9 protein-coding genes are annotated in these 14,212 nt (G+C 62.6%); 5 read left to right on the top strand and 4 right to left on the bottom strand.

From position 1 onward, the window contains the following. The first annotated feature begins 112 nt into the window (after positions 1 to 112). Positions 113 to 2,257, top strand: coding sequence for a TonB-dependent siderophore receptor (locus NKI21_RS04940; protein WP_352441033.1), 2,145 nt, complete (start codon positions 113 to 115; stop codon positions 2,255 to 2,257). Between the two features lie 84 nt (positions 2,258 to 2,341). On the opposite strand, the gene NKI21_RS04935 is transcribed toward NKI21_RS04940, so the two are convergent. Beyond that, positions 2,342 to 7,132, bottom strand: a complete 4,791-nt coding sequence (locus NKI21_RS04935; protein ID WP_352441034.1) for an NAD-glutamate dehydrogenase — start codon at positions 7,130 to 7,132, stop codon at positions 2,342 to 2,344. 135 nt (positions 7,133 to 7,267) lie between these two features. Here NKI21_RS04935 and NKI21_RS04930 point away from each other — a divergent pair, with 135 nt between their 5' ends. Together NKI21_RS04930 and NKI21_RS04925 are read left to right on the top strand one after the other, a co-directional pair. After that, on the top strand, positions 7,268 to 7,831 hold the full coding sequence (locus tag NKI21_RS04930) for a peroxidase-related enzyme (protein WP_352864757.1): 564 nt from the start codon (positions 7,268 to 7,270) through the stop codon (positions 7,829 to 7,831). Positions 7,832 to 7,967: 136 nt separating this feature from the next. Next, entirely contained in the window at positions 7,968 to 8,291 is a 324-nt protein-coding gene (locus NKI21_RS04925; RefSeq protein ID WP_352660036.1) for a YciI family protein, read from the top strand. Between the two features lie 4 nt (positions 8,292 to 8,295). On the opposite strand, the gene NKI21_RS04920 is transcribed toward NKI21_RS04925, so the two are convergent. Next, positions 8,296 to 8,910, bottom strand: a complete 615-nt coding sequence (locus NKI21_RS04920; protein WP_352864752.1) for a LysE family translocator — start codon at positions 8,908 to 8,910, stop codon at positions 8,296 to 8,298. Positions 8,911 to 9,514: 604 nt separating this feature from the next. Here NKI21_RS04920 and NKI21_RS04915 point away from each other — a divergent pair. After that, entirely contained in the window at positions 9,515 to 10,141 is a 627-nt protein-coding gene (locus NKI21_RS04915) for a DUF1062 domain-containing protein (RefSeq protein WP_352864749.1), read from the top strand. A 60-nt stretch (positions 10,142 to 10,201) separates the two neighbouring features. Here the strand turns inward: NKI21_RS04915 and typA are convergent, their stop codons facing one another. Next, complete coding sequence (gene typA / locus NKI21_RS04910; RefSeq protein WP_352442148.1) at positions 10,202 to 12,031, bottom strand: translational GTPase TypA; 1,830 nt, start codon at positions 12,029 to 12,031, stop codon at positions 10,202 to 10,204. A 196-nt stretch (positions 12,032 to 12,227) separates the two neighbouring features. Between typA and NKI21_RS04905 the strand changes: the two genes are divergently transcribed. Beyond that, positions 12,228 to 12,509, top strand: a complete 282-nt coding sequence (locus tag NKI21_RS04905; RefSeq protein WP_352442147.1) for a hypothetical protein — start codon at positions 12,228 to 12,230, stop codon at positions 12,507 to 12,509. Positions 12,510 to 12,557: 48 nt separating this feature from the next. On the opposite strand, the gene NKI21_RS04900 is transcribed toward NKI21_RS04905, so the two are convergent. Next, positions 12,558 to 14,117, bottom strand: coding sequence for an alkaline phosphatase D family protein (locus NKI21_RS04900; protein ID WP_502896750.1), 1,560 nt, complete (start codon positions 14,115 to 14,117; stop codon positions 12,558 to 12,560). Positions 14,118 to 14,212: the final 95 nt, after the last annotated feature.

The raw sequence follows: 14,212 nt of genomic DNA, 5'->3' as shown, positions 1-14,212 counted from the left end.
AATTTCTTGATTATTAAGTTGACTCTTTTTATCCGGTTTGACTAATTGCGCTCGCGTAGGGCCGGAAAGTCACCGGTCGAACGGCTCGATATTGGTCTGACAGGAATAAGAGATGACGATTGGTCGACAGGCATTGTTGCGCACTCAGGCAAGGCGATTGATTGCGAGCAGTGCCTTGATAGCGGCATCTTTTGGAGCGATGGGGGCCGGCCGGGCCCAGGAGGTTTCGCCGGACGATGCAACTCAACTGGAAACGATCGTCGTTACCGGCAAGTCGGACCGCGTTGTCGGGCCCGATCAAACGATCGTCGCCGAGGATACGGCGACCGGCACCAAGACCGATACGCCCATCGTCGACGTTCCCGCCTCGGTTTCAGTTGTAACCCAGAAGGAACTGGAGGCACGCCATGTCGAAAGCCTCCAGCAGGCCGTGGCCTACACATCCAGCGTCCTCACCGACGAGTTCGGCAACGATGACCGATACGACTATATTCGTATCCGCGGTTTCGACCAGACATCGCTCGGTACTTATCGCGATGGCCTCACGGCGCGCATCCCCGCTTGGTTCACGGCCAGCCGTCTCGAGCCTTACGGACTTCAGCGCGTGGAGGTCCTGAAGGGATCGACATCGACGCTTTTTGGTCTCAACGGCCCTGGCGGACTGGTCAATGCCATCACCAAGCGGCCGCTGGACCAGAAGCAGGGGGAGATTTACACGTCCTATGGCGACGGTACCAAGGAGGTTGGCGTTGATTTTGGCGGACCGATCGACCCCGATGGCGTGTGGACCTATCGGCTCACCGGGCTGGCCAAGGATGGCGATCAAGGATGGGACTATTCCAACGACGATCGGCTTTACATCGCGCCCGCGTTGACCATCAAGCCCGAGGAAGGAACGTCGCTCACCATCCTGACTGACTATTACAAGCGAGACGGGACAGGAGCACGCGGCACCCCGGCTGGCGGCAATATCGACGTCGGCACATTCCTGGGCGAGCCGGATTTCAACCGCTTCAACACGGAGCAGGTCGATATCGGCTACCAGTTCGAGCACGAGTTCAACGAGAACCTCACCTTCCGCTCCAATGCCCGCTACACGCATTTGAGCCTCGACTACGCCGAGGTCTACGGCGCGTCGCTTGACCCCACGGCGGATCGCACGGCATTTTCCGTCGATGGCGTGTCCAACCGCTATGCCTTCGACAATCAGTTGCAATACGATACGGGCTGGCACGGGATCGACAGCAAGACGCTTGTCGGCGTCGACTACGCCAATGACAACACCCGCGAAAACATCCTCTTCGGTACCGCCGGTCCCATCGACATCAACAATCCGACCTATTGCGGTCTGTCCTGCATCAATCTCGGCCCCTACGTGAACTGGCGGGTCAAGCAACAGGCGGTCGGTGTCTATGCCCAGGAGCAATTGACGTTTGACGACCGCTGGATCGTCACCCTGGGCGGGCGCTGGGACCGCGTGCATACGACGGCGGACTATCTCGACTCGGGAACGCAGGACGACGACACGGCATCCGCCTTCACCAAGCGCGCCGGCCTGACCTACAAATTCACCCCGAACCTCGCGGTCTACGCCAACTATTCGGAAAGCTTCCAGCCGCTCGTGGCGCCAAGCGCCAACGGATATGCGGTCTCGGGTTCGCTGAAGCCTCAAGAGGGCAAGCAGTATGAGGCAGGCATCAAGTACAAGCCCGACGGCTTCGACGGCCTGTTCACGGCCGCGGTCTTCGACCTTACCCAAACCAATGTTCCAACCTATGTCACGCCTGTTGTCCAGCAGCAGATCGGCAAGGTCGGCGTCCGCGGCATCGAACTCGAGGGCAAGGCTGCCATCGCGGAAAACCTGAACCTGACGCTTGCCTATTCCTACTGGGATGCCGAGATCCTGGAAGACGGCATTGGCGGTAATGCCGGCAATCGGCCGCAGCGTGTTCCTCGCCACCTGGCGTCGGCCTGGGTTGATTATACGCTTCCCGAGGAAGGACGGCGTGGCGACCTGACCATCGGCGGTGGCGTGCGCTATATCGGGCAAACCTACGGGGATGACGCGAACACGACTTCGATTGGCGGCTACGCACTGGTGGATGCGGCGATCAGCTACAAGATGACCAAGGACGTGACGTTGGCCCTGAACGCAACGAACCTGTTCGACCGGAAGTATTTGACAACCAGCTATTACGGAACCGAATTTTACGGCGACCGGCTGAAAATCGTCGGCACGCTCAAACATTCCTGGTGAGCTTTTTGAACGCAGGTTTCGAAGCGGATGGCATTCGAAAAGAGCCACACGCATCCGGTGATGCGTGTGGTGATCGTCGGCGGTTCACATCCCCGTCAGATCGCTCATCAGCCCCGACGCCACCGACAGCCGCGACACGGTGATGTCGCCGCCCTCGGTCAGTGCCTGCAGCCGCTCGCGGATGCGCGCCACCCGCTCGCCGCCGGCGTCCAGCCAGGCAACCACCGGATCGGCCGTCTTGGCGTGGCCGGTGAGTGCCGCCACCGCGATGCCGCGCCGTGCCGCGCCGATCGTGTCGGTGGCGCGCGACAGCGCCAGTTGATCATAGTAGTCCGAAGGCGTGATCGAGCGTGCGGCGTCCTCGACACGCGGGATGCGGAAGGCATCGCTGACGGCGAAGAACGCCTTGGCCGCGGCGACGATATCGGCGCCGGCGGTGCGCGCCGTCAGCGCGATGTCGGGGATAAGTTCCGCCACCTCGCTGAGCGCCAGTTGCCCGGCCAGCCCTTCCGGCGCGCCGCTCTTGAACAGCCCGTGCCGCTTCTCCTCGATGCGCTCGCGCGAGAAAGCCGGCAGCAGTGAAACAAGCTTGGGTTCCAGCGCCTTGCGTGCGTCCTGCAGCGCGGCGATGCGCTGGCCAAGCGGTGCCGTGCCGGCATCGTTCTTCAGATACCAGCCGCTGGTCACGTAGATCAGCCGGCTAACCATCTGATAGAGATCGAGCTGCACCTGGCCGTCGATCTGGTTGTCGAGCGCGTCGATCTCGCGATAGAGCCCCGGCAGCGCAAAACCGTCGCGCACCACGGCGAAAGTGCGCACGACATCGGCGGCGGTGCGCCCCGTGGCTTCCTGCAGCCGGTTGACGAAGGATGGGCCGCCGCGATTGACCAGATCGTTGGCGACGACGCGCGTGATGATCTCGCGGCGCAGCCGGTGGCCATGGATCTCAGTGGCGTATTTCTTCGCCATCCGGTCCGGGAAGTAGCCCATCAGGTCGCGATCGAAATGCGCGTCATCAGGCACGTCGCTGGCGACGATGTCGGAAAACAGCACGATCTTGGCATAGGCGAGCAGCACGCCAAGTTCGGCCCTGGTCAGCGGTTCGCCACGTGCTTCGCGCTCGGCGAGCGCTGACGGCGACGGCAGCGTCTCCACAGCGCGGTCGAGCAGGCCACGCGCCTCCAGCGCCGTCATGAAACGGCTCTGATGCGCGATGTCGGCGAGGCCGCGCTTGCGGGCGATCGAAAGCGCCAGCGTCTGCTGGTAGTTGTTGGACAGCACCAGCGAGCCGACCTCGTCGGTCATCTCGGCCAGCAGCTTGTTGCGTGCCGGGCGCGTCAACGACCCCTTGCGCATGGCGGACGCCAGCGCGATCTTGATGTTGACCTCGACGTCGGAACAGTTGACGCCGCCCGAATTGTCGATGGCGTCGGAATTGCAGCGGCCGCCATTTAGGCCGAACTCGATGCGCGCCCGCTGCGTGACGCCGAGATTGGCGCCCTCGCCGATCACTTTGGCGCGCACGTCGAGCGCGGTGATGCGAATGGCATCGTTGGCGCGATCGCCGACTTCGGCATTGGTTTCGGTCGATGCCCGCAAATACGTGCCGATGCCGCCGAACCACAGGAGATCGACAGGGGCCTTGAGGATGGCGGTCATGATCTCGACCGGCGTGGCAATGGTCTTGGTCAGGCCGATCGCCGCCGCCGCCGCCGCCGGCAAGGTGATCGATTTCTGGTTGCGCGAGACGATGATGCCGCCTTCCGACAGTTTCGTCTTGTCATAGTCCTGCCAGCTCGAACGCGGCAGCGCGAACATGCGCTCGCGCTCGGCCATCGAGGCTGCCATATCGGGATCGGGGTCGATGAAGATGTCGCGATGGTCGAAGGCGGCGATCAGCCGGGTTTTCGGCGACAAAAGCATGCCGTTGCCGAACACGTCGCCCGACATGTCGCCGACCCCGACGACGGTGAAGGACGAGGTCTGGATATCGCGGTTGATCTCGCGGAAATGCCGCTTGACCGCTTCCCAGGCGCCCTTGGCGGTGATGCCCATCTTCTTGTGGTCGTAGCCGGCCGAGCCGCCGCTGGCGAAGGCGTCGTCGAGCCAGAAGCCGTGCTTCTCCGAGATCGCGTTGGCGGTGTCGGAGAAGGTCGCCGTGCCCTTGTCGGCGGCAACGACGAAATACGGATCGTCCGGGTCGCGTCTGATGACGCCGGCCGGCGGGATGACACCGTCGAGGCCGATATTGTCGGTGATCGACAGCAGGCTGGAGACGAAGTTCTTGTAGGCCGAGGTGCCGGCCGCAAAGATGGCGTCGCGGCCGGCGCTCATCGGCAGCTTCTTGGGATAGAAGCCGCCCTTGGCGCCGACCGGCACGATGACGGCATTCTTGACCTGCTGTGCCTTGACCAGGCCAAGCACCTCGGTGCGATAGTCCTGGGCGCGGTCCGACCAGCGCAGACCGCCGCGCGCCACCGGACCGAAGCGCAGATGCAGGCCTTCGACCTCGGAACCGTAGACGAAGATCTCCCGCCACGGTCGCGGCGCCGGCAAGCCCTCGACCGCGTGCGAATCGAGCTTGATCGCCAGCGACTGGCCCTTTTCTTTCGTATCGGCAACGAAATGATTGGTGCGCAGCGAGGCTTCGATCAGATTGAGATAGCGCCGAATGATGGTGTCGTCGTCGATGTTGGGAACGTCTTCCAGCGCATCCTTGATCTTGGCCTTGAGGTGCTTTGCCGCCACCACGCCTTCTGTCTCGGCCGTTGGGCCAAGCCGGGCGATGAACAGCGCATGCAGGCCGCGCGCGATGTCGGGATAGCGGTTGAGCGCAGCGGCGATGAAATCCTGGCTTTGCGGAATGCCCACCTGTTGCAGATAGCGGCCATAGGCGCGCAGGATGGTGATCTCGCCAGACCACAGGCCGGCGGTCTGGGCGAGGCCGTTATAGCCGTCATTGTCGACGTCGCCGCGCCAGACGGAGAGGAATGCGTCCTCGAACAGCGCGCCGCCATCGGTCAGGTCGATCGGCTTGCCGTAGCTGTTCTCCAGTTCCATGTCATGAATGAAGACCAAGCTGGACTGGTCATCGCCGACCTCGAAGGTGCGTTCGCTGATGACGCGGAAGCCGATGTTTTCCAGCACCGGCACCCGGCGCGACAGCGCCACGGGACTGCCGTGGTGATAGATCTTCAGCGCCGCCTGGTGCGGCTTCTGCTCGGCGTGGCGATAATAGTCGATGGCGATCGGATTATCGGCGCTGATTTTGGCAATGCGCCGAGCATCGGCCAGCGCCACCGCCGCGCTAAACGAATCGCGGTAGCTTTCCGGCAGCCGCGCGGCGATCGCCTTCAAAGCCTGGTCGCCGCCACTGGCCTCGGCCGCATCGGAAAGGGCGTCCTCCCAGGTACGCACGATGTCGCGGATCGCCGCCTCAATCGTCGCTTGTTCGACCTTCGGCGTCTTGCCGCCGGAGCGGCCGATGATGAAGTGCACGCGCGCCAGCCCGCCCTCGGGGAAGGCCGGGTAATAGGCCGACAGCCGGCCTTCGAATACGGTTTTCAGATACGAGCCGATCTTCTCGCGCACGACGCTGTCGTAACGGTCGCGCGGCACGAAGACGAGGATCGAGACGAAACGGTCGAACTGGTCGGCGCGTACCAGCGCCCGCACGCGCGGCCGCTCGACCAGGCCAAGAATGGCTGCGGCGTGCTTCCTCAGCACCGGCACCGGCACCTGGAACAATTCGTCGCGCGGATAGCTTTGCAGAACATTGATCAGCGCCTTGCCGGAGTGATCGTGCCGGTCGAAGCCGGACTTGGCGATGATGGTTTCGGCCTTGGACCTGAGATACGGGATCTTCATCACCGAGCGCGTGTAGGCGGTCGAGGTGAACAGGCCGACGATGCGCAATTCGCCCGCGAGTGTGCCCTTGGCGGTGTAGGTCTTGACGCCGATATAGTCGAGATAGATGCGGCGGTGCACGGAAGACTTGGCATTGGCCTTGGTGACGATCAAGGGCTCCGGCCCATGCAGGAAGGCGCGGATCTCCGGCGTCGTCGTCACCGCTTCGGTGCCGCGCCTGAGCACCAGCACGTCGGGGTCGGACAGGATGCCGAGGCCAGGCTTTTCAGCGCGCTCCAGCGTGCCGCTTTCCTCGCCGCCGGTGTATTTGAACTCGCGCATGCCAAGGAAGGTGAAATTGTCGTCGCGCAGCCACTCCAGGAAGGCGAGGGCCTCGGCAACGCTCTTCTTGTCGAGCGGCACGGCCGTATAGCGGAATTCCGAGATCGCCTGATCGAGGCGGGCCAGCATCGGCCTCCAGTCGTGAACGGCGGCATGAACCTGGCCAAGGATCTTGCGCAGCCGCTCGCTCAATCCGCTCGCCTGCTCGGATGTCAGCCGCGGGATGTGGACATGGATGACGCTCAGCCGGTCGTGGCTGCCATCGTCCTTGGCGAAATTGCCGTCGCCGAGGATTTCTTCCACGCCGCCCTTGCCGTGGCGCACCACGATAACCGGATGAGTGACCAGGGTCGGTTCGCCCGATGTCTCGGTGATCTCGCCGAGGATGGAATCGAACAGGAACGGCATGTTGTCGTTGACGACTGTGACAACCGTCATCGGGCGGCCGTCTCGCACAACGCCCGAATCGGCATCGACGGCGACGACGCACTCGCCTTTCCTGTGAGTGGCGACTGCCTGGCCGGCGAGATCGGCGGCACGTTCCAGGTCGGCCACATCGTAGGGAGCAATGTCTTCAGCCGGCGCGCGGGCGAGCAGATAGTCCGCAAGCCTGGCTGGCATTTCCTCCGCTCTAATCGCTGCCGTGGCTTTTTTCTTCGGCTTGCTCGCGGATTTCACGCTGGCCATGACGCAATTCCCTCCCGTCAATGCTTTTACGACTATGGTAGCAGATGACCGCTGTTTGGCGACAAAGGTTTGACGGCTTGCCAAGAATTATCGGAATTTGGCGACAAGATGCCGCGCAACGAGGAGAAATGACCCATGACCGGCAAAATCACCGCGCTTGACCTTGGCCAGGCAGAGCTGAGCGACGCGACAAAAGCCTATTTCGCCAAATGCGAGGAGAAGCTCGGCCTCGTCCCCAACGTGCTCAAGGCCTACGCCTTCGACGACAAGAAGCTGCGCGCTTTCACCGACATGTACAACGATTTGATGCTGGGTGATTCCGGCCTCTCGAAGCTGGAGCGCGAGATGATCGCGGTCGTCGTCTCCTCGATCAATCATTGCTACTATTGCCTGACCGTGCATGGCGCGGCGGTACGTCAGCTGTCCGGCGACCCGGCGCTCGGCGAAATGATGGTGATGAATTTCCGCGCCGCCGATCTTTCGCCCAAGCAGACCGCAATGCTCGAATTCGCCGTCAAGCTGACGGAAGAACCGGCTAAGATCGTCGAGGCCGATCGGGCCACCCTTCGCAAGGCCGGCTTCACCGACCGCGACATCTGGGACATCGCCTCGACATCAGCCTTCTTCAACATGTCGAACCGGGTGGCTGCGGCAATCGATATGCGGCCGAACGACGAATACCACGCCATGGCGCGGTGAGGCGCGGCAGCTGGGCCAGGTCGAGCGTTATATTAGCAGTTTCGCATTCTCGTTGCTTGTTTGCCGGTTTGGTCCGATGATCGGCAGGCGGCATGACCGCATGCCGGTTCGATGCCGCTCACCAAGGGAGGAGAACATGGCGAAGTATCTCTACGTCTATCATGGCTCGGGCAAGATGCCGACCGACGAGGCCGAGCGGAAAGCCGCAATGGACGCCTGGAACGGCTGGTACGGCAAGCTCGGCTCGGCCGTGGTCGACGGCGGCAATCCGGTCGGCATGTCGAAGATGGTGCTGCCCGGCGGCAAGGTCGAGAACAATGGCGGCAGCAATCCGACCGCCGGCTACACGATCGTCGAAGCGAAAGACATCGACGATGCCGTAGCCAAGGCCAAGGATTGCCCGATCCTGATGAACCCGGCCTTCAGCGTCGAGATCGCGCCGATCATTGAAATGATGTGACGGGTTACGACCGCGCCGCGATCGCCGCGGCCGCACCGGCCATCGTCGTGGCGCTGACACGGTTGGCGATCTTCATGGCGCGGTTGCTCTTGAGGAGCTTGCGCGCCTGTGATGCAGCGAGCACCCAGGCGAGGTCGATGGCGACCAGCACCACGGCCATGGTCGCCGTCAGTTCGACCCAGCCGACGATGCTGACCGAAGCGAGGTCGATGATGGTCGGCAGCAGCGCCAGGTAAAACATCATGATCTTGGGATTGCCGAGCGTCACCGCCATGCCGGCAAAGAACAGCTTTGCCGGAGAATCCTCGCGCGGCATCTCGCCCTCTTTCGCGTCGACAGGGGCGGTCCACATCTTCCAGGCGAGATAAGCGAGATAGGCAACGCCGACCCACTTCACCACGACGAAGGCGAAATGGAAGGTCTGCGCCACGACAGCCAGCCCGAACACCGCCAGCGACAGCCAGATGCCCTCGCCGATCCACATGGCGAGCAGGAACGGGAACACGTCGCGAAACCCCTTCGAGATGACGCGCGCGACAAGCGCCGCGATCGATGGCCCGGGCGAGCCGGCGGCAACGAACAAAGCGGCGGCGAAGATGAGCAGCGAGGTGAGGTGCATGGCCAGGGTCTCTGGTTGGGACTCGATCAACCACAAATACTCGACAGTTGCGGCTCTGGCAAAGGCAACCCGATACGGGCCATTGGCGCTGACGTACCAAGGCTTGGGTTCCTCGCCCCCGCAAAGCGGGGAGAGGTGGCCGCGAAGCGGTCGGAGAGGGGGCCCGCGGCGCTGGTGAGTTTGCTCCGAATGCTTGGAACGCCGAGCCTGCCCCCTCTCCGTCTCGGCTTCGCCGAGCCACCTCTCCCCCACTCCCGTGGGGGCGAGGAACCCAAGGCTTGCGAGGTCCCTTGCACCTCCAGCATCTCGCGGCTAGAAAGGCCGCCGCGAAACAATTTCGAGCTTCACTTTGCCTACGTAACCGCCGGTCTCGCCAACTCCCCCGACACAAGGCATGACACCGCGTTCGCGGTGTCTGTTTTCGTTTCCATGTGTTCTTCTGGGCGGCGGTTCGAGACCGGTTTGGCACTGCTGAACCGCGTCGCGCGGCTTTTGCCCGTGACACCCGATTTCCAAAAACCGCAGCCTCTCGCCACGCCGTGCCCGCATGGGCATCTCGACATCGCCGGCCTGATGAACTTCCCGACGGGAAGGGCTTATCGGCATGTCTGGACCACTGCGTATCCATTGGACGATCGCACCCAAAACCCCACCTCGGCCGCTCATCAGCTGCAATCGCTGCGGCACTGTGAAGGCCTATTGCAGCAGCGGGAAATTCCGCGTCAACGCCAATGGCAAACGCATCGACGTGTGGCTGATCTATCGCTGCATCGACTGCGACAACTCCTGGAATTTCGGCATTTTCGAGCGCTGCAACCGCCGCGACATCGACCCGGCGCTGCTGGCGGCACTCGAAAGCAACGATCCTGCACTCGCTCATCGTCATGCCTTCGATGTAATCGCGTTGCGCAACCGGATCGGGCGCGTCGAGGAGTTCCCCGATGTCAGCGTCCACAAGCGCAGGCTCGGCGACACCAGGGAAGCCGCGACAGTGTTGGAAATCCAGCTTGGGCTCGAAATGCCGACATCGCTGCGACTCGACCGGCTGCTCGCCAGCGAACTTGGCATCTCGCGATCACGGCTTCAGGCGCTGGAGGAGAAGCGGCTGCTCATCGTTGACCCGGATGGAGCAAAGGCCCTGCGCAAGCCGGCCCGCGCGGGAATCGCGATCCGCATCGATCTGGCCGGCGAGACCGATCGGCAGGCCATCATCTCGGCTGCTGGTGGATGAACGAAAAAGGGGCGGAACACTGGTTGCTCCGCCCCTCTCGGTTGTTGGAAAATAGAGAGCTTACGCCGCGCCGACCACCTTGGACGACTTTTCGAACCGCTTGCGCTCGTTCGGATCGAGATAGAGCTTGCGCAGCCGAATGGTCTTCGGCGTCACTTCGACCAGTTCGTCGTCCTGAATCCAAGCCAGGGCGCGTTCCAGCGTCATGCGGATCGGCGGGGTCAGCTTGACCGCCTCGTCCTTGCCGGCGGCACGGATGTTGGTCAGCTTCTTGCCCTTGAGCACGTTCACTTCAAGATCATTGTCGCGGCTATGGATGCCGATGATCATGCCCTGATACACCTTGACGCCCGGATCGATGACCATCGGGCCGCGATCTTCCAGGTTCCACATGGCGTAGGCGACCGATTCGCCCTGTTCGTTGGAAATCAGCACGCCATTGGTGCGGCCCGGCAGCTCGCCCTTGTAGGGCTCATAGGCATGGAAAAGCCGGTTCATCACGGCGGTGCCGCGCGTGTCGGTCAACAGCTCCGACTGGTAGCCGATCAGGCCACGGGTCGGCGCGTGGAAGACGATGCGCTGGCGGTTGCCGCCGGATGGGCGCAGTTCGACCATCTCGGCCTTGCGCTCGGACATCTTCTGCACGACGACGCCGGCATGCTCCTCATCGACGTCGATGACGACTTCTTCGACCGGCTCCAGCAATTCGCCGTTCTCGCCCTTCTGCATGACGACGCGCGGACGCGACACGGCGATTTCAAAGCCTTCGCGGCGCATCGTCTCGATCAGCACGGCCAGCTGCAATTCGCCGCGGCCGGAGACGAAGAACGAATCCTTGTCAGGCGATTCCTCGATCTTCAGCGCGACATTGCCTTCGGCTTCGCGCAGCAGGCGGTCGCGGATGACGCGGCTGGTCACCTTGTCGCCTTCGGTGCCGGCCAGCGGACTGTCGTTGACCAGGAACGACATGGTCACGGTCGGCGGATCGATCGGCTGCGCATGCAGCGGTTCGCTCACGCTCAGGTCGCAGAACGTGTCGGCGACGGTGCCCTTCGACAGGCCGGCAATGGCGACGATGTCGCCCGCCTGCGCTTCTTCGATCGGCTGGCGCTCAAGGCCGCGGAAGGCCAGGATCTTGGAAATACGGCCGGTTTCGATCTGGGTACCGTCATGGTGCAGCACCTTGACCGGCTGGTTGGCCTTCAGCGTGCCGCTCTCGATGCGGCCGGTGATGATGCGGCCGAGGAACGGATTGGCTTCCAGGATGGTACCGATCATGCGGAACGGGCCGGGATGAACGGTCGGCTCCGGCACATGCTTGATGACAAGGTCGAACAGCGGCGCCAGCTGCTGGTCTTTCGGTCCTTCCGGATTTTCCGAAACCCAGCCATCGCGGCCTGAACCGTACAGAATCGGGAAGTCGAGCTGCTCGTCGGTGGCGTCGAGCGCGGCGAAAAGGTCGAACACCTCGTTGACCACCTCGACATGACGGGCGTCCGGACGGTCGATCTTGTTGATGACGACGATCGGCTTCAGGCCGACCTTGAGCGCCTTGCCGACGACGAACTTGGTCTGCGGCATCGGCCCTTCGGCGGCATCGACCAGCACGATGGCTGAGTCCACCATCGACAGGATGCGTTCGACCTCGCCGCCAAAATCGGCGTGGCCGGGGGTGTCGACGATGTTGATGCGGGTATCCTTCCAGTCGACCGAAGTCGCCTTGGCCAGGATGGTGATGCCGCGTTCCTTTTCGAGGTCGTTGGAATCCATGGCGCGCTCGGCGACGCGCTGATTATCTCGGAAGGAGCCGGACTGCTTCAAAAGCTGGTCGACCAGGGTGGTCTTTCCATGGTCGACGTGCGCGATGATCGCGATATTACGGATTTTCATGTTCTGGTCTCGGAAGCGTTGCAGGCAGCAGGCCAAAGGCGCTGCCTCTTTCGGTTGCGCGGCTCATACAGGGTTTTTCGCAGTTGCGAAAGAGGAGGCGCGTCACCAAATACTCATCAAATCTTAAGCATCTGCGTGTGAGATGATTTTGTTAACCAAGGCGGGAACCCTTCGGGGCCCAGACAGTTCGAACGTCATGACCGATAAACTCAACCGATTTTGGCCGCTCATCGCCTCAGTTGCCTTCGCCGTCCTGCTGGCGGCCAACGCCGCGCAGTCGGCCGCGACGATGAAGGAATCACGGCCTACCTTGCCGTCAGAGGCCCAGTCGGCCGAGCAGATTTTCGCCGACGCGCCCGACGGCGTCGACCCGATGGTGACCGGCCCGGTCAGCGCCGCCTTCAAGCAGCGGCAGGACGCCGCCAACTGCGACAGCGCCGTCTGGCCGAATATCCCCATGGTCTGCTACCCGGACTGAGACACCGCGCGCTCTAGACGTGCGCGACACCTTTCCATCAGCGCGCGCTTATGCCGACCGCACCGGGTCGAGCGTCACCTTGTAGAGTTCATTGTCGTCGCGATCCATCAGCCGCACCGTCATCTGCTCGCTGGCGCCTGAAATATCGACCAGCCCGAAGAATTGCAGCCCGGCCGAGGGCGGCAGATTCTGTCCCTGTTCGGCGGTCGGCGCCTTGATGAACTTCAGCTCCGGACCGAACGTCATGTCGAAATCGTTCGGCCCGAACGTGCCGGCATGGATCGGACCCGAGACGAATTCCCAGAACGGATTGAACTCCTGGAACTGCGCCTTGTCCGGGTTGTAGTAGTGCGCGGCCGTGTAATGCACGTCGGCGGTCAGCCAGACGGTGTTGCTGATGCCGGCATTCTTTATGAAGCGCAGCAGGTCGGCGATCTCGAGCTCGCGCCCTTTTGGCAAGCCATTGTCGCCATTGCTGACCGCTTCGGCGCCAACCTTCTTGGTGCCGTCGTCCCAGACGACGAGGCCGAGCGGCATGTCGGCGGCGATGATTTTCCAGGTCGCCTTCGAATTCGCCAGTTCGCGCTTCAGCCATCTCGTCTGCTGTTCGCCCAGCATGCGCGATTGCGGCGTCATCTCATCCTGCATGTCCGGACCATTGGGGCCGCGATAGGAGCGCATGTCGAGGAAGAACACGTCGAGCAACGGCCCGTAAGCGATCTTGCGATAGACGCGGCCGGGCTCGGAAGGTTCGTAGCGGATCGTCGTCATCTCGTGGAAAGCCCGCGCCGCGCGGGCCGCCAGCACGTGGATGGATTTTTCCGTGTAGCGGTTGTCGGCGCTGAGATCCTTGGAATCCGACCAGTTGTTCAGCACTTCATGGTCGTCCCACTGGTAGAAAGTCGGGCAGATGGCGCTCAGGCCGAGCACGTTCCCGTCCATCATGTTGTATTTCCACTGGTCCCGGTATTCATCCAGCGTCTCGGCGACCTTGCGCTTGCCGTCGATCAACACGACGTTCTTCCACTTGCCGCCGCCGGGCAGGTCGACCTCGTCCTTCATGGCGCCGTCGGCATAGATGGTGTCGCCCGAATGCAGGAAGAAGTCGGGCGTGTGCTTGCCGATCGTGGCGTAGGTCTTCATGCCGGTCTCATCGATGCCCCAGCCCTGGCCGGCGGTGTCGCCGGACCAGGCAAAGCGGATGTCGCGCTTCGAGGCTGGCGCCGTCCTGAAACGGCCGGTGATCGGCTCCGAAACGGCGTTGATGTCGGCGAGGTCGGCTGCCGTCATTCGATAGAAGATGTCCTGGTCGGAAGCGAGGTCGGTGAGCAGCCGCTTGACCGTATAATCGCTGGCCGGCGACGTATCGAGAGGCGCCAGGCGCGTCGCATTGGCAAAATTCTCCGTCGACGACACTTCGAACATGACGCGCGAAGGGCGATCGGTGCGCGTCCACACCATGCCGCTGGTTGCGTCGACATCGCCGGACTGGACGCCATGGGTGAAGGCCGGCCGCTGATTGGCGCGCGAATAGTAGGGCAGCGCCAGACCCGAAACGCCGGCCAGGCCAACGGCGCCGGCGGAAGTGACGAAAGCGCGGCGGGTCATCGAAAGCTTGTTCACGGCTGTCTCCTGGATGGCTTGAACGGTGCCACCAAAATCCAGCGTCAATGTTTCAGGGACATCTCGAAATGATGAAGTTT

Source organism: Mesorhizobium sp. M0715, assembly GCF_040320355.1.
GTDB lineage: Bacteria > Pseudomonadota > Alphaproteobacteria > Rhizobiales > Rhizobiaceae > Mesorhizobium.
The sequence above is the reverse complement of the archived record's forward strand: the minus strand, read 5'-3'. Positions and strand labels throughout refer to the sequence as shown.